The sequence below is a fragment of the Exiguobacterium mexicanum genome (assembly GCF_005960665.1).
GTDB lineage: Bacteria > Bacillota > Bacilli > Exiguobacteriales > Exiguobacteriaceae > Exiguobacterium > Exiguobacterium mexicanum_A.
On record NZ_CP040676.1, the window covers coordinates 2,241,581 to 2,262,710 of the forward strand.

Below are 21,130 nucleotides of genomic sequence, written 5' to 3' on the forward strand. Positions count from 1 at the left end.
TTATTTCGTAGCAGTCTGCCCAATCATGCATTGGGCGATTTGGACGGCGTTCGCTGCCGCGCCTTTTCGAACGTTATCAGCGACACACCAGAGATGGAACGTGTTCGGCTGTGACTCGTCGACACGGACACGACCGACGTACACGTCGTCTGTCCCGTTCGCATCGAGCGGTGTCGGATAGACGAGTTCGCCCGGGTTGTCCATGAGGACGACACCTGGCGCGTCCGCGAGCACGGCTTTCACTTCGGCTAGCGTCGCCTCGCGGTCGAGCGTGACCGTGATGGAGACGGCGTGGCTGTTACGGACCGGGACACGGACGCATGTCGCCGTCACCCCGAGGTTCGGCGCGTTCAAAATTTTACGTGTTTCCTCGATCATCTTCTGTTCTTCTTTCGTATAACCGTTCTCTAAGAACACATCGATATGCGGCAAGACGTTATCGTAAATCGGATACGGATAGTTTTTCGGTTCCTCGCCGCGCGCTCCGCGTTCCAAGTCTTCAATCCCTTTTTGACCCGACCCGGAGACGGCTTGATACGATGTGTAAGCGACGCGCGTCAACCCGTATACTTCCGCAAGCGGTGCGAGTGCGACGACCGATTGAATCGTCGAGCAGTTCGGATTGGCGATGAGTGTCTTGTCCGGGCTCAGTTCGACTCGGTTCACTTCCGGGACGATGAGCGGGATGTCCGCTTGCATCCGGAACGCGCTCGAGTTATCGATGACGATGACCCCTTGTTCACTCAGACGAGGCGCATATTGTTCACTGAGGCTCCCCCCGGCTGAGAAAAGCGCGATATCGATCGGGTCGGCGTAAATCGCGTCCGACAGTTCCCGGATGACGACATCTTTTCCGTTCACGTTCACGGTCTTTCCGGCTGAACGGGCTGAAGCGTAAAGCAATAATTCGTTGATTGGAAACTCGTATTCGGTCAAGACTTCAATCATTTTTTGACCGACGGCTCCGGTCGCGCCGACGACGGCTACGTTATACATGGTGACTCCCCCTTATAAATGGAAACGTTCGGCGATAGCTGCGACCGCCGTTTCAACGTCTTGATCGTTAATCGTGTACGAGATGCTGATCTCGGATGTCGTGACTTGATAGAATGGGATCCCGCTTTCACGGAACGTGGCGAACAATTCGGACGCGACTCCGGTCGCGTCACGCATCCCGATGCCGACGACCGAGATTTTCGCATGTTCGGTATGACGGTCGATTTTGATTTGCGGGAACGTCTCGGTCAATTCCGCGAGCGCTTCTTCGAGGAACGCCTCTTCATCGAGCGGACACGTGAACGATAAGAACACTTCTCCATCGAACGCCGTCTGACTGATCATATCGATATTGACATGACGCTGTGACAACTTCTCGAAAATGTCGGCAACTCCTGCCACCGAATGTGGAATGTGTTTGATTGAGACACTGAGCACGTTTTTCACGACGCTCACGCTCGTCACCGCTTTTTGTTCCATCGCCTGTGTCATATCCATGATCCATGTTCCTCCTTCGCTTGCAAGCGTCTTCCCTACAAAAATGTTCACATCAAATTTTTTCGCGAGCTCTACGCTTCTCATCTCCATCACTTTCGACCCGAGCGCGCTCATCTCCATCATCTCGTCATACGAGACCGTGTCTAGTCGGCGTGCCGTTTTGTGGATACGTGGGTCAGCCGTGTAGACCCCGGCGACGTCTGTATAGATTTCACAACGTTTGCTGAGCACGGCAGCCAAGGCGACGGCCGTCGTGTCCGACCCACCCCGTCCGAGCGTCGTCACATCACCGAACTCGTTGACACCTTGGAAACCGGCGACGATGACGACGTCATACGTCCGAAGTTTTTCTTCTAACACTTCTTTTCGAATCGCTTTGATTTTACTTTTCGTGTGAATGCCCATCGTGTCGATGCCGGCTTGTTGTCCGGTGAGCGAGATGGCGGCCACGCCCCGAGAGTTCAAAGCGATGCTGAGCAGGCTGATCGTCTGCTCCTCACCGACCGCGAGCAAGCGGTCAAGTTCACGAATCATCGGACGTTCCGTGATTTGTTTGGCGAGTGACAAGAGTGAGTCCGTCGTTTTCCCCATCGCGGAAACGACGACGACGAGCTTTTCACCGGCGGCGGCCCGAGTCTGTAAATATTCAGCAATGGCCTGGATTTGTTCAATCGTGGCAACGGAGCTGCCTCCGAATTTCAATACGGTTGTCATCAGGTTCCCCACTTTCATAATGTCCACCAACAGAAAAAGCGGCAGACCGGTAGGAAGCACTCTCCCTACGGTCTGCCGCTTGTACGCGCAGTTGAAAAACGATTAAAGAATCGTTCCGTAGATAGCGCTCCATGGCATTTCATCCATGGCAGTGTAGGCGTTATTCACGACTACCCCAGCCTTCGTTCGTACGCATGCGAACGTCGACTTCGGCGAATTTCCCCTTTCGGCTCGATCCGGAATGCGTCCGTGTCGATCAAGCTTACTCATGTCATTCGCAACCTCTATCTGTCAGTTGTTAGTTTTAGTTATAACAAATGCTTCCCGGCTTGCCAACCTTTTTTTAGAAAAAAGGAAAATTTCAAACAATGGTCACCACGCCTTGTGCATCATCCGATGTGGAATGTCAGCATCTAAAAATTCATCGCCGTACGCCTCGTACCCGAGTCGTTCATAGAACGGGAGTGCCGTCAGTTGCGCCCCTAGTTTGAGCTCGTGTAACTCCCTCGCCCGCGCGACAAATTCGATGGCGAGCATGATCTCCTTGGCATACCCGTTACCGCGTTTCGTGGCAAGTGTGGCGACCCGTTCGACTTTCCCGACCCCGTCACCGATTGGGCGCAGACGTGCCGTCGTGACAGGCTCAGCGTCCACCATTCCGACAAAATGGATACAGTCCGGGTCGAGTTCATCATACTCAAGTTCCGGCGCGATCCCTTGTTCGCCAATAAACACCGTTTGCCGCACAGACCGGGCCAGTTCAATCAGTTTCGAGTCGTTCCCGTGTTCAATCTTCAACATGATACCATTCCTTCCTGTAGCCGCTTCACAATCTCCGCTGTCGCTCGTTCTAACTCGAGGACAGACTCGAAGCGGGCTTGCGCTTGTTTGTGACTGCCGCCCCCTCGACCGATGCCGAGATCGTCGAGCGTCCGTTTCAAAAACTTACCGATGGCGATGTCGTGTGTCCCGTCATGCATGAGCCACAGCTTCTGTCCCGAGTGGTTCGCTCCGACGGCAATCCGTCCGGTCGCGGCGATGCGTTCGACGATCGTCGTCGTGAGCGTCTCTGCTTCCGTTTTGCCGATGTGGGTGATGACATAATTGTCTTCTTGCAAGAAGGCAGCGACTTTCGCTTTCGCGACGCGGGCCTCGAGCGCCTTCACTTCTTTGTCCCGCTCGAGCCGAAGATTCCGTTCTTCGATGACACGGGCGGCGACCGTCTCGTTCGTCGTCGACAACGTTTGATGAATCGTCCGTAGCGCGGTCCGGGACGAATGGACCTCGGCCAAGGCCCGAAGACCGGCGACGTACGTCAAACGGACATTACCGCGAACTTTCTTCATCGAGGTCACATGGACGATTCCGAGTTGACCCGTTGAATCCGCATGGGTCCCGCCACAGGCGTTGTAATCGAGGCCGTCGATGGCGACGATGCGAACGGTTCCGGTGCGGTCGGTCGCTTTTCGTAAACGGTCTTGTTCGACTTCTTCGGACGACAGTTCATATGTGGAGACGGGGCGATTTTCAAAAACGATACGTTGCACGTCCCGTTCTAGCGACTCGATTTGATCCCAATCGAATGTATCCGTATCGATTTCAAGCGAAGACTCGGCTGGCCCAATCCCGAAACTGAGCGTCTGAATACCGTACTCATCCTCTAGCAAAGCCGTCAACACGTGCTGGGCCGTATGTTGAATCGAATGGTCGCGTCGGACAACGTCGTTGACGATGCCGGTCACAAGCGTTCCAGGTTCAAGCGCACGTTCGATCAAGTGCCAGACGATCTCGTCGACCCGTTGCACATCGAGCACGGGCTCTCCGTTGAGTGTGCCGGCATCCGGTGGTTGTCCCCCGCCTTCTGCATAAAATAATGTGGATTCAAGCGCGATCCATGTCCCGCGCGCATCGGTGCGAGTCTCGGTCACCGTCGTTTCAAATTGCCATGAATTCATTGCTGTCGCCGCCTTTTCTGTAGGATATGTTCAGACAACTAGTCTAATTTGGTCTATAATAAGAAACACTTACTTTCGAAGTCAGGAGCGATATGCATGTTACAGATTGATAAACAATCACCGCTACCTATTTATTATCAAATCGAAGCCTATTTAAAGCAACAAATAGATGCCGGCGAGCTTCAACCCGGAGAATCGATTCCATCCGAACGGGAGTTTTCCGAGCGCTATAACGTCAGTCGGATGACGGTCCGACAAGCGATCACGAACTTGGTCAACGCCGGTTACTTAAGCCGGCAAAAAGGCCGAGGCACGTTCGTCGCCAACAAGAAAATCACGATGGCCTTGTCTGGATTGACGAGTTTCTCAGAAGAAATCAAACATCGAGGCATGCGACCGTTCAGCCGCCTGTTATCGTTCCAGACGATTCCAGCCCCAGCGAAAATCGCTCAAAAGTTGAGCGTGTCTCTTGATACCCCCGTCTATGAGATGCGACGGTTGCGTCTCGCCGATGAGAACGTGCTCGCCCTCGAGACCGCGTATATCCCGGTCGCCTTGTTGCCAGAACTGACCGAGACGGTTGCCGTCGGTTCAATCTATGAGTTTGCCGAGCAGTCCGGCCTTCGATTAAAGAACGCGACCCAAACGCTCGAGGCACGAAGCGCGGGGCCGGAAGAAGCGAAGCTGTTGACGATTTCTCCGAACGCCCCTGTCCTTTTGATCGACCAACGAACGTATCTCGAAAACGGAGACATGTTCGAATATAGCCGTTCCTTGTTCCGTGGTGACGCCTACTCGTTCACCGTCTCCATGGATCGGACGTAAAAAAATGGTTTGCCGCGGACGGCAAACCATTTTTTATTGTGCTTCGTACGTGATGCCGGCAGGGTCATACATATACGTTTCGAGCTCTGTATCGGTCATCGGCTCCACTTCATTGCCCGCATCGGCCTGTTGGACACGATAGCGGACTTCTTCGAGTAACGGCTCGTTCAAGAAGTAATAGAAATGGCCGTCGTTGCCGCGGGCCCCTTCACCGGTCAACTGATACTGGACCGTGTTGTTGAGGGCACCGACGTCTTCGATCAGGCGCATATAGTCGTTTGGACCGAGCGTCGTCTGCATGTTGTCACCGACCGCCTTCAACACCTTGTCATAGTTGTTGATGAGTGATGTGCCGAGCGCTTGGTCAAGGACCGCGTTAATCACTTCCATCTGGCGCTGTCCGCGCCCGATGTCACCGCGTGGGTCGTCATAGCGGTTCCGGACGTAAGCGAGTGCCTCTTCACCTGACAACTGTTGCAATCCTTCTTCGACTTGGACGACTTCACGGGAAGCGTCATAACTCTTCTGTTCCGACGAGAACGGAACATCGATTTCGACGCCGCCGACGGCATCGATGAAGTCGACGAACCCTTGGAAGTTGAGCGAGACGACGTGATCGATATCGATGCCGACCAAGTCTTCGATCGTGTTCGTCGCTACTCGCATCCCGTTGTTCGGGTTCGATTCATCCATCGATCCGAAATAGTACGCATGCGTGATCTTATCTTGATCGAGTCCGGTCTTGCCGTACGGGATGTTGAAGCCCGTGTAGTCGATATTGACGTACGAGTCACGCGGGATGCTTAGCATCGTCGTCTGCTTGTTCTTCTTGTTCAAAATGACGACGATCATGACGTCTGAACGACCGTACTCCCCGCGTGCTTTCTTTTGCGGGGACAAGTCCGTCCCGAGTACGAGGAAGCTCTCGGTATCCTCTTTATCGAATCGCGTCGGTTCGAGGGTCGGATCATCCTCAAGTATCACTTGCGTACCGGACAACATGTTATGTGCTTTATAAAACGCTGTCCCATACATGCTCGAGCCAACGATGACGGCGATCAATACGAGGGCGCTGAACAGCTTATAAAACGCAGACGGGCCTTTGCGCCGTCTACGAGCCTGAGTTCTTGAATTCATGAGTTTCTCCTTCACGGTCGAATGATATGAGCTTCACCTATTATAGAGGAATCCTCGACTTTTGTCGAAAACGTTTTGTTTACAAATCCATTTCCATACAATTTCCCACAGTTGGCCATAAAAAAACCTGGAGACACTTGTCTCCAGGTCGTTAAGCTCGGATGGAAAAGAATCGATCAGCCGCTTCGCTGCCACGTGCCTGTAACACGTCACTGCATCCTGAAGCCGCTTCGGCGTCGAGCACGATGGTGACGCTTGGATGCGCCTGTAAGATGGAAGCCGGCCACTCGATCGTCGGTACGCTCTCAATCATGTGGTGCACGGCTTCCGCTTTACGAGCACCTGTTGCGACGAGTACAATTTCTCGCGCGTTCATGATCGTATCGAGCCCCATCGTGATGGCATGTGTCGGCACTTCTTCAATCGTGTCAAAGAAACGACGGTTCGCTTCCCGCGTCGACTCGGTCAGTTCGGTCACGTGCGTCTTCGCATCGAGCGCGGTACCCGGCTCATTGAAGGCGATATGTCCGTTCTCTCCGATGCCGAGCAATTGAAGATCGACCCCAATCGATCGGACGAGCTGTTCGTATCGTGCCGCTTCCGCTTCCGGATTTTCCGCGTCCCCACGAGGCAGATGGCTCTCTTTGAACGGGACGTCATTGAACAGGCGTTCTTCCATGAAGTGATGATAACTTTGCGGATGACTCGGTGCAAGTCCGATGTACTCATCTAAATTGACGCTTGTCACATGACTGCAGTCAAGCTTGTCACGTTTGAACATCTGATACATGCCGACCGGCGTGCTCCCCGTCGCCAGCCCGAGCACGAACTCTCGTTTCCCGGCCAATCGTTCAGTGATGAGTGTATAAGCGATCGTTTCTGCATCTGTCGGTGTTTTCGCAACTAGTATGTTCATTCCATATCCTCCTTCGAATAAGCGATACGTCCTTGAAGAATCGTTGTCGTGACCGACAGCGCATCGTCCCAAATGACGAGGTCCGCATCAAAGCCGGCCGCAATCGATCCTTTTTTCGTCAATCCGAATTCACGCGCTTGGTTCGTCGACGTCATCTTCACCGCTTCAGGTAATGTGCATCCTGTGAACGTGACCACGTTTCGGAACGCCGCGTCCATCGTCAAGACGCTACCGGCCAAGTTTCCGGCTTCAAGGCGGGCTGCCCCGTCCGCAACGATGACCGGTTGGCCTCCGAGTTCATAGCGACCGTCCGGAAGCCCTTTCGCCCGCATTGCGTCCGTAATGACGACGAGCCCGTCCGCCCCTTTCATGCGATAGGCGAAGTCGACCATCTCGTGACGGCTGTGAATCCCGTCTGGAATGATTTCGACCATGACGTCCCGCTCCAATAAACAATAGCCGACCGTTCCCGGCTCCCGATGGTGAAGTCCGCGCATCTGATTGTATAAGTGCGTCGCATGTTTGACGTTCGCTTCCTTGTTCTCGGCGAACGTGGCGTTCGTGTGCCCGGTCGACCCGACCGCCCCTGTCTCAAGCATCGCTCGTTCGAGTTCACGTGCCCCTGGACGTTCCGGCGCATACGTGACGAGACGGATGTGCCCGCCGGCCTTTTGTTGCCATGTCCGGAACTGCTCCGCGTCGGGGTCGATAATATATTCTGCCGGTTGCGCCCCCGCGTTATCGACGTTGACGAACGGTCCTTCTAGATGGATGCCGACGAGCGACGTGTCTCCCGCCTCGATGACAGTCCGGGCTGATTGTAGCGCCTTCGTGATGGCAGTCGGTGACTGCGTGATCGTCGTCGCAAAGAATGATGTCACTCCTTCAGCAAGCATCGACTTGGCGAGATGACGCAATCGGTCTTCATCCGCATCCATCGTGTCGACGTCATACCCGCCGTGGATATGAACGTCGATCATGCCCGGCGTCACAAGCGCCCCGTCCACATCGAGCTCCGTCTCACCTTCTGCTCTATACTCATCCATCGAACCGACGCTCTCAATCGTCGCTCCTTCGAACCGGATATATCCTCGTTCCCATGTCTTGTCCCCCGAAACGATCTGTGCGTTGATGATCACCATGATTGGTCATCCACCTTTCCTCAAGTAGCTTCATCGTCATCATAACAAAAATCAGTATAGTTGTATAGACCAATTTTGCTTTATAAAAAGGATTGATTCCCTCAATCCTTTGCCCGACTTATTCATGCCTAAAACAACAAAAGTTGACGTCAGTGACGTCAACTTTTGCAGGTTATGAGATTTCGTTCATGAGCGGTTTCCCCTCATACCGTTTGACGATATGAATGAGACGCATGAACAACAAGACGGCGCCTGCCGCAAGACCTGCGATCAACCCGATCCAGTAACCATCCGGTCCGAAGCCGAACTGTTCGGCGAGTGTATAGCCGAGCGGGAGACCGATCACCCAATAGGCGATAAGCGACAAGACGAGCGTCACGTTCACGTCTTTGAAGCCACGCAAAATCCCTTGAATCGGTGCGGCGACTGCATCCGACAGTTGGAAAAAGACCGCGAAAATCATGAAGTGGGCCGCGAGTTCCACGACGGCCGCGTCGTTCGTATAAATCGCGGCTACCCGTTCATTTTGCCAGAACAAAAGACCACCCGAGAAGAGCGAGACGGCCAGACAGAGTACAATCCCGATTTTAGCATAGCGCACCGCATCCTTGAGTCGCCCGGCCCCGAGTTCGTACCCGACGACGATCGTGAGCGCGCTCGATGCCGACAACGGCAACATATAGACGAACGAGGCGAAGTTGATGGCCGCTTGGTGGGCCGCGACGATATTGTCACCATAGGCACTAAGGAGCAATGTCACTGCCGCGAAGATGCTGACTTCGGCAAAAATGGCGAGACCGATCGGCGTGCCGAGCTTGAGCAACTCTTTTTGTCTCGGCCACATGAGACGTTCCACCGAGCGCAGGAAGCGATATTCGAGGAACGGTTTTCCGTTCCGGACGAACGCGAACGCCATAAAGAACAGCAACCAGTAGGTGATCGCTGAGGCAATTCCGGCCCCGACGCCGCCATATGCCGGCACACCAAGTTTTCCAAAGATGAAGATGTAGTTTAACCCGACATTAATGGGTAACCCTAATAATATAAGCAGCATCGAGATCCGTGTCTTGCCGAGCGAGTCCATGAGTGTGCGCAACACGTTGAACAGGAACATCGGCAACACTCCGAATCCGAGTGCGAGCAAATACCCTTTGGCAATTCGTTTACCTTCTTCGCTCAGCCCCATGCCGTCAACGGCCGTCGGGACGAGCCAGAACCCGAGGATGAGCGTCGCGACGCTCAGTCCGATCGCTAAGTATACACCTTGATACAGTGTTCGTTGAATCTGTTGGATGTTACGGGCCCCGAGCGCCTGCGCGACGATCGGTGCGACAGCGAGCAAAATCCCGCTTAACCCCGTATAGACGGGCATCCATAGACTCGACCCGACGCCGACACCTGCCAAATCGACGGCACCGGCACGGCCTGACATGACCGTGTCAAAAAAGCTGATTAAGTAAAAGGACACTTGTGTCACCAAAATCGGGAAGAAGATGGTGAAGAACAGTTTAATTTTTTCATTAAGTGAATGTGTTTGATACATGGACAACCTCATCTCATTTCAGAAAGGAAAAATTAGAATGAATCAACGGAATGCGGAGAAATTAAAATACGAGCTTTTGGAGACGTGGAACACGTTCAATCATTATATGACCGAGGCGCTCACGTTCCAAAACAGCGAAGACATCCACCAAGCGCGGGTCCATCTTCGGAAACTATTGACATTCATGCAACTGTACGACACGAAACCTTCCACGTATCGTCAGTTGAAACAGTTGATGGAGGCGCTCGGTGCAGTGCGTGACGGGGACGTTCTTCTCGAAGGGCTCGCTGTCGAGACCGAGCTCGAGCAGGCTTTCGCCGATCACGTCGAAGCGAGCCGCGCCAAAGACCGCACGATTTTAAATACGCGCGTCACGGAGAAGATGACCCCATCGCTCGACCAACAAGTTCGCCGCTTTATCGGCGGACAGTTGTTCCGTGCCTTCAAAAAGCAGGACGCCTCGTCATTTATCGATAAAGCGAGGAGCGACCGCAAACGACGGATCGACGCCCATCACGACGCGACGGAGATGTCCGACCGGCTCGAGACGCTCCACAAGGTCAGGCTCGCCGTGAAACGCGAGCGCTATTTGAACGAGTACTTATTGAACTATGAGACGAAAGCCTCAAAAGATCAAATTCAAAAACTGAAGCGGCTCCAGACCGAGCTTGGCGACATGAACGATCGCCATCAACTGTTATTGCGTTGGAGCGATTTCACACCACCCGCCGCCTTGGCCGACGATTACGAACAAGTCGTGCACGAGCTGCAATCTCGGCTCGACGAATCGGTCGACGCCATCCAGCTTTAGCGGGACGTGTAGCGTTCGACGAGCAGTTCGAGCAGTTTCATCCCGGCAATTGAGTTCCCTTTCGAGTCGAGCGCCGGTCCGAAAATCCCGAAGCCGACATCGCTCAGTCCGAGCTCGTGTTTACCGGTCGCAAGGATGGCCCCGGACACCCCGCTCTTTCCCGGGAGACCGACACGGACGGCAAATTCCCCAGACGCATCGTACATGCCGCACGTCGTCATGATCGCTTTGACGATTCGGACGACGCGACGCGGGATCACCTCTTCGCCCGTGACCGGGTCTTCCCCGTTGCCCGACAAAATTCGGCCAATGCGGGCCAAGTCAAAGCAATCGATTTCAATCGCACACTGCTTTGTGTACACGTCGATGATTTCATCGACATCACCCTCGACAATCCCGTGATGGCGCATGAAATAGAGCAAGGCCCGGTTCAAGTCGGTCGTCTCGTATTCCGAGCGGGCGACTTTTTCGTTATACGTGATTTCCTCCACCGGCACGTCGAGCAACGTCGCCAAAAACTGGCGGAACTGATAGATTTTCAGTTCCGCCGTGTCCCCTAAAATCATGCTCGTGACAGCGAGCGCCCCTGCATTGATCATCGGATTGAGCGGCTTTGACGGCACCGTCTCTTCAAGCTTGGCAATCGAGTTGAACGCGTCGCCGGTCGGCTCCATCCCGACTTTCGAGAACACGTAATCTTCTCCAAACTCCATCAAGACGTAACAGAGCGTCAACGCCTTCGAGACGCTTTGGATTGTGAACTTATGGTGGACGTCCCCCGCATGAATATATGAACCATCAGGCAAACAAATCGCCACGCCGAGCAAATCATCCTGTACATGCGCGAGCTCAGGAATATAGTCGGCGACTTTCCCTTGTGCTGTGTACGGACGACACTCATCGACCAAATGCGCCAACTGTTGTTCCAATACTTTCATCCAATCACCCCATGTCCGATAGTTTTCAACCGGGTCATCTTATCATATTCGAAGACGGTTAACCATCAAGTGGTCCGTCTTCCTTTTCTGGCTTATACCATTCCTCATCAGCCCAAAGGACCGACGGGCTGTCTTCATCTCCGTCGAGCTTCTCCCCGTACCGATTCATCGATGCAATGAAGGCAATAATGCCGACCACGACGACTGTCGCCGTTATGCCGAACCAAACCATATGGAGCCTCTCCTTCCCAATCGTGACGAATTTGTCTAGAACCATGTGAGACTTATCCTATGTCTACGTCAATATTCTCGGTACCGTTAGGAAGAACACTACATAGAAATGGGTGAATGGATTGAACAAAATTGCAATTATCGGTGGAGGAATTACAGGCATGGCCGCCGCCTATTACGCGAAACAAGCCGGGGCGCACGTCACCATGTACGAAGCGAGCGATCGAATCGGCGGAAAAATCAAGACCGTCTATCAAGACGGCTTCGTCTTAGAATGTGGGCCGGACGGATACATGGCCCGAAAACCGACATTGACCGAACTGATCACCGAGCTCGGACTCGACGATCATCTCGTCCGGTCGATGACCGGGACATCGTACATTTATGTCCGCCAACAGCTTCGACAAATGCCGGACGGATCGGTCATGGGCATCCCGACCAAGTTTTGGCCGATGGTCAAGACCGATTTGTTCACGTGGCGCGGTAAACTTCGGGCCGGGATGGACCTCGTGCTGCCACGCGTCTATACGGGGACAGACATCTCGCTCGACAAATTCTTCCGGACCCGGCTCGGATCAGAAGTCGTCGATGCGATGATTGAACCGCTTCTCTCGGGAATCTACAACGGGACGCTCGACGATATGAGCATCGAGTCTACTTTCCCTCAGTTTATCACGATTGAACAAAAAACACGCAGCCTGATTCTCGGTATGAAAGCATTGACACCACCTGTTCAAGCCGGCGTCAAGCCACGTGAAGCCGGGAAGTTTCTATCCCTTCAGCAAGGTCTCGGTGTCCTCATCGAGGCGCTTCGCCCGTCGATTGACCGCCTCTATACAGAGACGAAGGTCGCGGCGGTCCGGCCCCATGAAGTCACCCTCGCCGACGGGACGTCCGAGTCGTTCGACGGCATCATTTTGGCCACTTCGCCGAATGCACTCGGTCCGATTCTCGGTCTCCCGGAAGCAGAAAATTTGTCCGATTTGAAACGGACGTCTTCCATCACCGTGCTCGCGGCGTTCGATGAAAAAGAGGTCGCGGCACTCGACGGGACCGGTTACGTCATCGCCAAAGCGGAAGGGAACGCCTTGACGGCCTGCAGTTGGATGCATAAGAAGTGGCCCCACATGGCACCAAAACATAAGGCGCTCTTACGCGTCTACATCGGATCTGAGTTCGTTCCCGACTTGTTGACGGAATCCGACGAGGCCATCGCCGACTTCGCGCTGCGTGAACTGCGGAAGATTCAACACGTCGGTACCCCGATTTTCACAAAAGTCGAACGGCACATCGATACGATGCCGCAATATGAGGTCGGTCACAAACAATACGTGCGCGCTTTCGAAGAGCAGCTGTCCACACTCGACGGGATCGAGGCATGTGGTGCCATCTTGCATGGCGTCGGTCTCCCCGACTGCGTCGACTCGGCCAAACAGGCCGTCTCCCGGGTGATGGCGAGACAGGCGGTGTCCGTATGAAACGAGTCGACTACAACGAAAATCCATTTATTGTCATCTGGGAAGTAACACGTGCCTGTGCGCTATCGTGCGTCCATTGCCGAGCCGAGGCCCAGTTCCATCGGTATCCGGGTGAACTCGATACCGAGCAAGGCAAGGCACTCATCCGAGACATCCAGGCGATGGATAATCCGATTCTCGTCTTCACCGGAGGCGACCCGCTCATGCGTGAGGACTTGTTCGAACTGACCGAATATGCCGCCTCGCTCGGCATGCGTGTGTCGATGACCCCGTCGGCGACACCTCGCGTGACCCATGATGCCGTTAAACGGGCGAAAGACGCCGGCTTGACGCGCTGGGCGTTCTCACTCGACGGTCCGGACGCCAAATCGCATGACTACTTCCGGGGAACGCGTGGCAGTTTCGAACGGACGCTGCGTGGCATCTCTTACTTCCGAGAAGAAGGGATGTCATTCCAAATCAATACGACGGTCACGGAGTATAACGTCGACCAACTCCCGGAAATCGCCAAACTCGTCGGTGAACTCGGCGTCTCGGTATGGACGTTGTTCTTCCTCGTGCCGACCGGTCGCGGGTCACTCCTCCAGCCAATCTCGCCAGAACGGCATGAAGATGTACTCCGTTGGGCGTTCGCGTTGCAAGAGCACGTCCCGTTCATCATCTCGACGACCGAAGCCCAGTTTTATCGGCGCATCGCCCGGCAAGAGAATTTGAAGCGAAAACAAGTTGGATTGCCGCCCATCGGCCATCCGCATGACGACCTCGCCAAGGCGCCCCGCGGCACGAATGACGGGAACGGCTTCGTGTTCATCTCGCATACGGGCGACGTCCAGCCGTCCGGCTTTTTGCCGATCACGTGCGGCAACGTAAAAGAGACACCGCTCGCTGAGATTTATCGACACCACCCGGTCTTCCAATCGCTGCGTGACCCTGATACACACCACGGAAAATGCGGCTACTGTGAATATCGATACGTCTGCGGAGGGTCTCGGGCCCGCGCTTATGCCGTCACCGGCGACTATAAGGCCGAGGAACCGTACTGCGTCTATCAACCTGAACCGACTGCATAAACAAAGAGCGCCGGCGTCAGCCAGCGCTCTTTTGTGATTCAGTGAGTGACCGTCGCGGGACGAAGCGTCAACTCGTCGTTCTCGACGTCGATGACGACTGTCTGGCCGTCCTCGATGTCTCCGGCGAGAATGCTACGGGCGAGTTTCGTCTCAATCGTCCGTTGTACGTACCGGTTGATTGGACGGGCCCCGAACTGTGGCTCATACGCCTCATCGGCGATGAATACCTTCGCGGCATCCGTGATCTCGATTTGAATCGAGCGCGCCGTCAAGCGACTGCCCATGCGTGCGACCGCTTTTTCGACGATTTGGCCGATTTGAGCCCGCGTGAGCGGATGGAACAAAATCGTCTCATCAACCCGGTTTAAAAACTCGGGACGGAAGTGGCGGCGGAGCCGCTCGATGACTTGGCGTTCTTCCGCCTGATCGATCACGCCATCTTTCGCCGCTTCGAGCAAGATGTCGGCCCCGATATTCGACGTCATGATGACGATCGTGTTTTTGAAGTCGACGACACGCCCGTGTGAGTCGGTCAAGCGACCGTCGTCGAGCAGTTGCAGCAAGATGTTGAACACATCGGCGTGCGCTTTCTCGACCTCGTCGAGCAGGAGAACCGAGTACGGGTTGCGGCGGACCGCTTCCGTCAACTGGCCGCCTTCTTCATAGCCGATATAACCCGGAGGTGCCCCGACGAGACGCGACACAGCGTGTTTCTCCATATACTCGCTCATGTCGAGGCGAACGATATGGTCCTCCGAGTCGAACATCGCTTCGGCGAGCGCTTTCCCGAGCTCGGTCTTCCCGACACCGGTCGGTCCGAGGAACAAGAACGAGCCGATCGGACGGTTCGGATCTTTGATGCCGGCCCGAGCCCGAATGACGGCGTCGCTGACGAGCCGAATCGCATCGTCTTGTCCGAAGACGCGTTGATGAAGTACCGTCTCGAGGTTGAGCAACTTATCTCGTTCTCCTTCGGTCAATTTCGTCACAGGGATGCCCGTCCATTTCGAGACGACCTCGGCAATCTCTTCCTCGGTCACTTCTTCCCGGACGAGTTCACGTGTCACCGAACCAGCGAGCCGCTCTGCTTCTGCAAGCTCGCGCTCGAGTTCCGGGATGCGGCCATATTTGAGCTCGGAGGCCCGGTTCAAATCGTAACGGCTCTCGGCTTCTTGCAGTTCAAGTTTCACTTTTTCTAAATCCCCACGGATATGTTGGACACGATGGGTCGACTCTTTCTCGTTTTCCCAGCGGAGTCGGAGCGCGTCCGACTGTTCGCGGATCGAGGCGAGTTCTTGCTGCAACGCATCGAGTCGTTTCTTCGAGGCATCATCGCTCTCTTTCTTCAGGGCCGCCTCTTCGATTTCGAGTTGCATGACGCGGCGCACGAGTTCATCGAGCTCGGCCGGCATCGATTCCATCTCCGTCCGAATCATCGCACACGATTCGTCGACGAGGTCGATCGCCTTGTCCGGCATGAACCGGTCGGTGATATAGCGGTTCGATAACACGGCCGCTGCGACGAGCGCGTTGTCGTGAATGCGGACACCGTGGTGAATCTCGAAGCGCTCTTTTAATCCACGCAAGATTGACACCGTGTCTTCGACGTCCGGTTCGTCGACGAGCACTTGTTGGAAGCGGCGCTCGAGCGCTGGATCTTTCTCAATATATTGCCGATATTCATCGAGTGTCGTCGCACCGATACAGTGGAGTTCACCGCGGGCGAGCATCGGTTTGAGCATGTTCCCGGCGTCCATCGCGCCTTCGGACTTACCAGCCCCGACGATCGTGTGCAGTTCATCGATGAAGAGGATGATTTTCCCTTCCGCTTCTTTCACTTCGTTCAAGACGGCTTGGAGCCGCTCTTCGAACTCGCCGCGATATTTGGCCCCGGCGACGAGCGAACTCATATCGAGACTGAAAATCGTCTTGTCTTTCAGGCTCTCCGGCACGTCGCCGCGGACGATGCGTTGGGCGAGCCCTTCGACGATCGCCGTTTTCCCGACGCCCGGTTCCCCGATCAAGACCGGGTTGTTTTTCGTCTTCCGGCTCAAGATGCGGATGACACGCCGAATCTCGCTATCGCGCCCGATGACGGGATCGATTTTTCCGGTCTTCACTTCTTGGATCAAGTCGCGTCCATACTTCGTCAAGACGTCATACGTCGCTTCCGGTGATTTCGACGTAATCCGTCGATTGCCCCGGACGGCGACGAGTGCCTCACGCAATCTCTCCTCGGTCACACCTTTGCGTTCGAGCATGTTCTGTGCTTGACTCTTGTTCATGATGATTCCAAGCAGAATATGCTCGACCGAGACGTATTCATCGCTCATCCCTGTCGCTTCACGTTCCGCCGTCGTCAACACGTTCAACAGCGAGGCCGAGATCATCGGCGTCGTCGGCGTTTGAAGTTTCGGTGCATTCTTGAGCGCCATCGCGACCTCGGCCTCGATATCGGCGACGCTCAGTTCCATTTTTTGCAGTAGGAGCGGCGCGATGCCGTCCGTTTGTGAGATCATCGACGCCAAGACGTGCCATTCGTTCATCTCGCTATGGTGGTACTGTTTCGCAAGTGCCTGCGAGCTGACGATGCCTTCATGTGCTTTATCGGTAAATCGATTGAAATCCATTCTGCTTCCTCCTTAGGCTCAGCGTTCGAGTTGTTCGTAAACAGATCGGTGGGCGGCGTCTAGCGGCAAATCGACTTCAAGTTGGACGAATAGATCCGATCGGACTTTCGAAGCGGTCATGAATCCACGTCCCGGGATGCGCATCCGTTGACCAGGCCGCGACCCCGGTTTGACTTTCAGCTTGACCCGACCACCATCGAGTGTCGCCACGACGACTTCCGCGCCGTCGAGGAAAGCGAGCGGACGCAACCGTTTGACGGTGATGACGTTCGCCCCTTCGCGCCGGTACGTGTCGTCATCGGTGAAGTGGAGCTCGACGTACACATCGCCTCGATCGCCCGACTGTCCGACTTTACTGCTCTTGCCTTTGAGCCGCAGCTTTTGTCCTTCATGGGCGCCTTGCGGGATTTTGACGTTGACCGTCCCCGTCTGTAGGCGCAGGCTCACTTTGGCCTCACTCGTCAATTGACTGAGCGGGACATTGACTCGGACCGTCTCATCGAGGTCTTCTTCGACCGCCTGGTCAAAGAAGCTGCCGAACATATCCTCAAAACCGAATGTGCGCGACGTCGTTCGTGACCCACCGCCGAATTGACGGAACAAGTCCTCGAATTGGGCCGATCCTTCCCCGTACCCATCACCGCTGTACCCTCCGCCGAACGTCGGCCCTTCCGGACTTCCGTAACGGTCATAGTTCGCTTTTTTGTCAGGATCGCTCAACACGTCAAAAGCCTCTTGGATTGCTTTGAACTTGTCTTGGGCACCCGGGTCTTTATTCACGTCCGGATGGTATTGTTTTGCCAACTTTCGATACGCTCGTTTTATGTCTTGGTCGGATGCCTGCTTCGGCACGCCAAGGACATCATAATAGTTTTTTGCCATCTCGTTTCACCTCACCTATCCCTTTCCCGATTCTGTTAAGTCTATTCTACCTATTTGGTCAAAGAAGGTCAAAGAATTTCCTCGTTACTAGTCATACGAAAAAAAGAAGGCATTCGTTTCATCACGATGCCTTCTTATCGGTTAGAAATATACTTTCGGACTATCCATGCCCTCTTCAAACACGATCGTCACTTCTTGTTCGCCACCGAGCGAGGTGACGTTGATTCGGACGGGTACGTTCCGGTTGTATTCCCAGCGGTTCTCGAGCAGGCCGACGACGTGCTGCGTGAAGCCGACGAGTTCGGCCCGGCTATAGAACTGGATCGGAATATCGATCTCAATCCGTGACAATTCCCCGTTCTGATAAAAACCTTTCCCGATCATCCCGCTGAAATCTGGGAACACATCAGCGATTCGGTCGCTGAAGAGGGAGAATTTTTGAGCGTCATCGCGCACTTCCGTCGTCGCTTTGGCGGACGGGAAGTAATAATACGTCTCGTCGACATCTTTCCAATCACTCGCCGTCACCTCGCCAGCCGTGCCAACGAATGCCGATTTGACATAGTTCCCCGGCGTCGGTGACCCTTGCGACGCTTTCATATACAATGCGACGTTGATATCGAGATCTTTGAAGTCCTCGCGCTTGCGCAGTTGGGCGACGAGTTCATTCGCCATACGCTCTCCTTCAGCGATGACTTTCTTCTCGTCCAACTTTTCCGTATACGTCGGACCGAAATTCGGCGCTTGGAACACGTACTCCCGGTTCAAAATCAAAGCGAACGAAACACCGCCGAGTTGATAGCCGTTATCCGTTTTCGTCATATAGTTCTGTTCGACGAGCGACGCCAAATAGAGTGGCGACTTTTTATTCTCCTCGACGAATTGGTCTTCAGCCACTTCGGCCGTGCCGTTCGCATACGCCGGGTTGAGCGGGACGAGCCCTTCTGCCGTCTTGTCTTTACGGCCAAGCAGACGCGAGACATCTTCGCTCGTCAACAGCTGTCCTTCTTGATACGCATAGTTTTCCGGTTTGAACGCGCCGGTCGAGTGACGCATGAGGCCGAGCTCCACTTCTTCAAGTTCGAGCGATGAGCTCACTTGGCGCTGGGCCAAACCTCGGGCTGCCGCCGGTTTAAATGGAATGACCATCTGGTAATATGAATCACGCGCTTGAATCGCTTCTGTGACGCCTTCGGCTGCCGTCTCTTCACCCGTCGGTGTGACATCCTCTTCCCCCATCGGGATTTTCATCGAGCACCCGCCGAGGAAAACCGTCGCGGCGAGAGCTGGGATAATCAATTGTTTCCATTTCATCTATGTCTGAACTCCTTTGATGATTCGATTCGTTACACTTCGTCCATTATAACAAAATCGTCCGTCGAAAAAAGTGTCGAAGCGGAATCAGTCCCGATTCAAAGAAAAGCACCCCCCGACTCGTGTCGGAGGGCGCCTGCAATCATGCTTTTGTGGATGGACGGCGCCGATGCGTCACGAACAAGAGCCCGAGCACGATCAAGACGAGTCCGAGTACCGTTCCCCACGTTTTTGTCGTGCCGGTCATCGGAAGGGTCGCTTGGTCTGGCGTCACCGGAGTCGTTGGTTCCGGCACATAAACCGATTCATCTTGGTCATCACGGTTATCGTTGCCCGGTTTTGGAAGGCTTTGCTTCACGTGCACCGTCGCCTCGGCCGTTCGGGACACACGCGCTTCACGATTGACCTCGAACGTGAACGTCGTCCGGTTCGTCAATACTGCGCCCGCTCGCACATCATAGGATGGCAAGAGTACTTTTTCCATCTCGAGCACGACTTCCTCACCTGGGATGAGTCCGTTCTCGACTTCAGCGAGAGCCTGCATGCCGTCTCGAAGCGTCTCGGTCGTCTCGCGCTGTTCTTTGGTCGTCAACGCCCCGCTCGTCCATTCATCGATGACATCGACAAAGTACAAGGTGACATTCGACGTGTTTGTGATTGTATACGTATAGCGAATCGCCTCGCCCGGGTGCACCGCCCCTGGGCTCGCCACTTTCGTGACCGTGAAATCAGCTTGGTTCAATAAGACGATTTGTTGACTCTCGGCATCGACGACCCGTCCATAGGAATCGGTCGCGCCGACCCGGAACACGTTCCCGATCTCAGGAGCGTTCGTCCGGTCATAGTCGCTCGGGATTGTTAAGTTGACCGTCGCCTCGACGCGTTCACCTGCCGCGAGGCCGTTCTCCCCGATGAGCGCCATCAACTGCTCACGCACGTCGGCATTGAATGCTTCGACCTTATCAGCATCGATGTCGCCGCTAAAGAACTCATCTTCGATAGAGGTGATCGTGAGCGCCGTCTCGCCTGTGTTCTCGATGACGAACGTATACGGAATCACTCCGCCGACGACGGCTTGATCAATATTTGCCTCTTTACCGACCTCGAGGCCAATCGTCTCATTCGGTACGACCGTGACGGTCGCCTCGGCACATTCGGCCGGAATCAATTCATCTGCTCCTTCAACACCGATACAAAACGTATTCGTCACCACCGTCTCATCTGTCACGTCTGGTGCGAACACATCGAACTGGATTGTCGTCGTCCCGACCGGTATCGTCGGAAACGTCCAATCGAAGGCGGGTGGTCCACTCACGGTCGTCGGGGGTACCGAACCTTCCGGACCGAGAACTTCAACCGAGTCCGCGACGACGGTCAACGCTTCCGGGACCGTGTTGGATACGGAAAAATTCTCGACAGGGGCGCCCGTCACATCGATGACGAGCCGATACGTCACTAAATCTCCGCCTAACACACGCTCGATTGGCCCGTCGGCACCGAGCACCAATTGATCGATGGCAACTACTGGGGTGGCGGAGGGTGCAGTCACTTCTTCTGTGACAGGTTCTTCTGGCGATGGCTCTGATTCAACGAGCGGAGGCTCGACCGGTGTTTCAACGTCTGGAACTGTCTCTGTCCCGTCATCACCCGGCTCAGTCGACTCGCCCGCAAGTTCCTCAACATGAAATGCATAGACCGCGTCCGGGAACGAATAAGGAACGCCCTCACCATTATATAACGTGACTTGATCGATGGTCGTAACGTCAACGTCGGCCGCATCCACCATGAACCGCCAAATCGTTGACGATTCACGCGCCCCGTAGTACGTCACGTCGTCGTAAATCAGGCTTGCGTCGTCGTACGCTTCGATTTCTTCAGGGCTCAAATCAATTTGTGCATAAATTGGCGTTGGTGTCATTGTCGTGTTCGCGTAAACGCCATTCGGTGCCCACATGCCAATCAATACGAGGACGAATGTGATGAGTGCAAAGATGCGTCGGTTAGTGTTTCGCATGATGGTCCCCTCCTCTAAGGTGTCTGCCAAACTGTG

18 protein-coding genes and 1 riboswitch are annotated in these 21,130 nt (G+C 54.7%); of the genes, 4 read left to right on the forward strand and 14 right to left on the reverse strand.

All coding sequences use genetic code 11. The features are described from left to right. From FED52_RS11915 to FED52_RS11930, 4 genes are all read right to left on the reverse strand, one after another. Entirely contained in the window at positions 1-996 is a 996-nt protein-coding gene (locus FED52_RS11915) for an aspartate-semialdehyde dehydrogenase (protein ID WP_034781260.1), read from the reverse strand. A 12-nt stretch (positions 997-1,008) separates the two neighbouring features. Then, a complete protein-coding gene (locus FED52_RS11920; RefSeq protein WP_034781262.1) occupies positions 1,009-2,208 on the reverse strand; it encodes an aspartate kinase in 1,200 nt (399 codons plus the stop codon). A gap of 114 nt (positions 2,209-2,322) precedes the next feature. Then, a riboswitch (Lysine riboswitch) is annotated at positions 2,323-2,503 on the reverse strand. 77 nt (positions 2,504-2,580) lie between these two features. Continuing rightward, positions 2,581-3,009 carry a GNAT family N-acetyltransferase gene (locus FED52_RS11925; RefSeq protein WP_138860002.1) on the reverse strand — a complete coding sequence of 143 codons (429 nt, stop codon included), beginning with the start codon at positions 3,007-3,009 and terminating at the stop codon, positions 2,581-2,583. Further along, entirely contained in the window at positions 3,003-4,163 is a 1,161-nt protein-coding gene (locus FED52_RS11930; protein WP_138860003.1) for an alanyl-tRNA editing protein, read from the reverse strand. Before FED52_RS11930 ends, FED52_RS11925 begins: the two co-directional genes overlap by 7 nt. Positions 4,164-4,259: 96 nt before the next feature. On the opposite strand from FED52_RS11930, the gene FED52_RS11935 reads away from it, so the two are divergent. Next, positions 4,260-4,988, forward strand: a complete 729-nt coding sequence (locus FED52_RS11935; RefSeq protein WP_034781265.1) for a GntR family transcriptional regulator — start codon at positions 4,260-4,262, stop codon at positions 4,986-4,988. A gap of 33 nt (positions 4,989-5,021) precedes the next feature. Here FED52_RS11935 and FED52_RS11940 read toward each other — a convergent pair whose 3' ends face one another. The 4 genes from FED52_RS11940 to FED52_RS11955 all read right to left on the reverse strand — a co-directional run bounded on the left by FED52_RS11940 (position 5,022) and on the right by FED52_RS11955 (position 9,726). Continuing rightward, the gene (locus tag FED52_RS11940; protein WP_138860004.1) at positions 5,022-6,125 is read right to left on the reverse strand and encodes an LCP family protein; all 1,104 of its coding nucleotides are present in this window, start codon (positions 6,123-6,125) and stop codon (positions 5,022-5,024) included. Between the two features lie 151 nt (positions 6,126-6,276). Then, positions 6,277-7,041, reverse strand: coding sequence for a glucosamine-6-phosphate deaminase (gene nagB, locus FED52_RS11945; RefSeq protein WP_138860005.1), 765 nt, complete (start codon positions 7,039-7,041; stop codon positions 6,277-6,279). After that, complete coding sequence (gene nagA / locus FED52_RS11950; RefSeq protein WP_138860006.1) at positions 7,038-8,183, reverse strand: N-acetylglucosamine-6-phosphate deacetylase; 1,146 nt, start codon at positions 8,181-8,183, stop codon at positions 7,038-7,040. The genes nagB and nagA overlap by 4 nt, the downstream gene beginning before the upstream one ends. A 172-nt stretch (positions 8,184-8,355) precedes the next feature. After that, positions 8,356-9,726 (reverse strand): MATE family efflux transporter, encoded by a 1,371-nt coding sequence (locus tag FED52_RS11955; RefSeq protein WP_138860007.1) that lies wholly within the window; start codon positions 9,724-9,726, stop codon positions 8,356-8,358. Positions 9,727-9,763: 37 nt separating this feature from the next. Between FED52_RS11955 and FED52_RS11960 the strand changes: the two genes are divergently transcribed. Continuing rightward, positions 9,764-10,537: a CHAD domain-containing protein gene (locus FED52_RS11960; RefSeq protein WP_034781270.1), complete on the forward strand. Its 774-nt coding sequence runs from the start codon at positions 9,764-9,766 to the stop codon at positions 10,535-10,537. On the opposite strand, the gene glsA is transcribed toward FED52_RS11960, so the two are convergent. Continuing rightward, complete coding sequence (glsA, locus tag FED52_RS11965; RefSeq protein WP_138860008.1) at positions 10,534-11,475, reverse strand: glutaminase A; 942 nt, start codon at positions 11,473-11,475, stop codon at positions 10,534-10,536. The genes FED52_RS11960 and glsA overlap by 4 nt on opposite strands. A gap of 58 nt (positions 11,476-11,533) precedes the next feature. Then, positions 11,534-11,707 carry a hypothetical protein gene (locus tag FED52_RS13905; RefSeq protein ID WP_167491852.1) on the reverse strand — a complete coding sequence of 58 codons (174 nt, stop codon included), beginning with the start codon at positions 11,705-11,707 and terminating at the stop codon, positions 11,534-11,536. 112 nt (positions 11,708-11,819) lie between these two features. Between FED52_RS13905 and hemG the strand changes: the two genes are divergently transcribed. Together hemG and FED52_RS11975 are read left to right on the forward strand one after the other, a co-directional pair. Then, complete coding sequence (hemG, locus tag FED52_RS11970; RefSeq protein WP_138860009.1) at positions 11,820-13,184, forward strand: protoporphyrinogen oxidase; 1,365 nt, start codon at positions 11,820-11,822, stop codon at positions 13,182-13,184. After that, positions 13,181-14,254 (forward strand): TIGR04053 family radical SAM/SPASM domain-containing protein, encoded by a 1,074-nt coding sequence (locus FED52_RS11975; protein ID WP_138860010.1) that lies wholly within the window; start codon positions 13,181-13,183, stop codon positions 14,252-14,254. The genes hemG and FED52_RS11975 overlap by 4 nt, the downstream gene beginning before the upstream one ends. A gap of 38 nt (positions 14,255-14,292) precedes the next feature. On the opposite strand, the gene clpB is transcribed toward FED52_RS11975, so the two are convergent. The 4 genes from clpB to FED52_RS11995 form a co-directional block, all read right to left on the reverse strand. Continuing rightward, on the reverse strand, positions 14,293-16,884 hold the full coding sequence (gene clpB / locus FED52_RS11980; protein WP_138860011.1) for an ATP-dependent chaperone ClpB: 2,592 nt from the start codon (positions 16,882-16,884) through the stop codon (positions 14,293-14,295). A gap of 18 nt (positions 16,885-16,902) precedes the next feature. Beyond that, the gene (locus FED52_RS11985; RefSeq protein WP_138860012.1) at positions 16,903-17,766 is read right to left on the reverse strand and encodes a DnaJ C-terminal domain-containing protein; all 864 of its coding nucleotides are present in this window, start codon (positions 17,764-17,766) and stop codon (positions 16,903-16,905) included. Between the two features lie 141 nt (positions 17,767-17,907). Next, complete coding sequence (locus FED52_RS11990) at positions 17,908-19,080, reverse strand: CamS family sex pheromone protein (protein ID WP_138860013.1); 1,173 nt, start codon at positions 19,078-19,080, stop codon at positions 17,908-17,910. Between the two features lie 142 nt (positions 19,081-19,222). Continuing rightward, positions 19,223-21,094 (reverse strand): DUF7507 domain-containing protein, encoded by a 1,872-nt coding sequence (locus FED52_RS11995; RefSeq protein WP_138860344.1) that lies wholly within the window; start codon positions 21,092-21,094, stop codon positions 19,223-19,225. Positions 21,095-21,130: the final 36 nt, after the last annotated feature.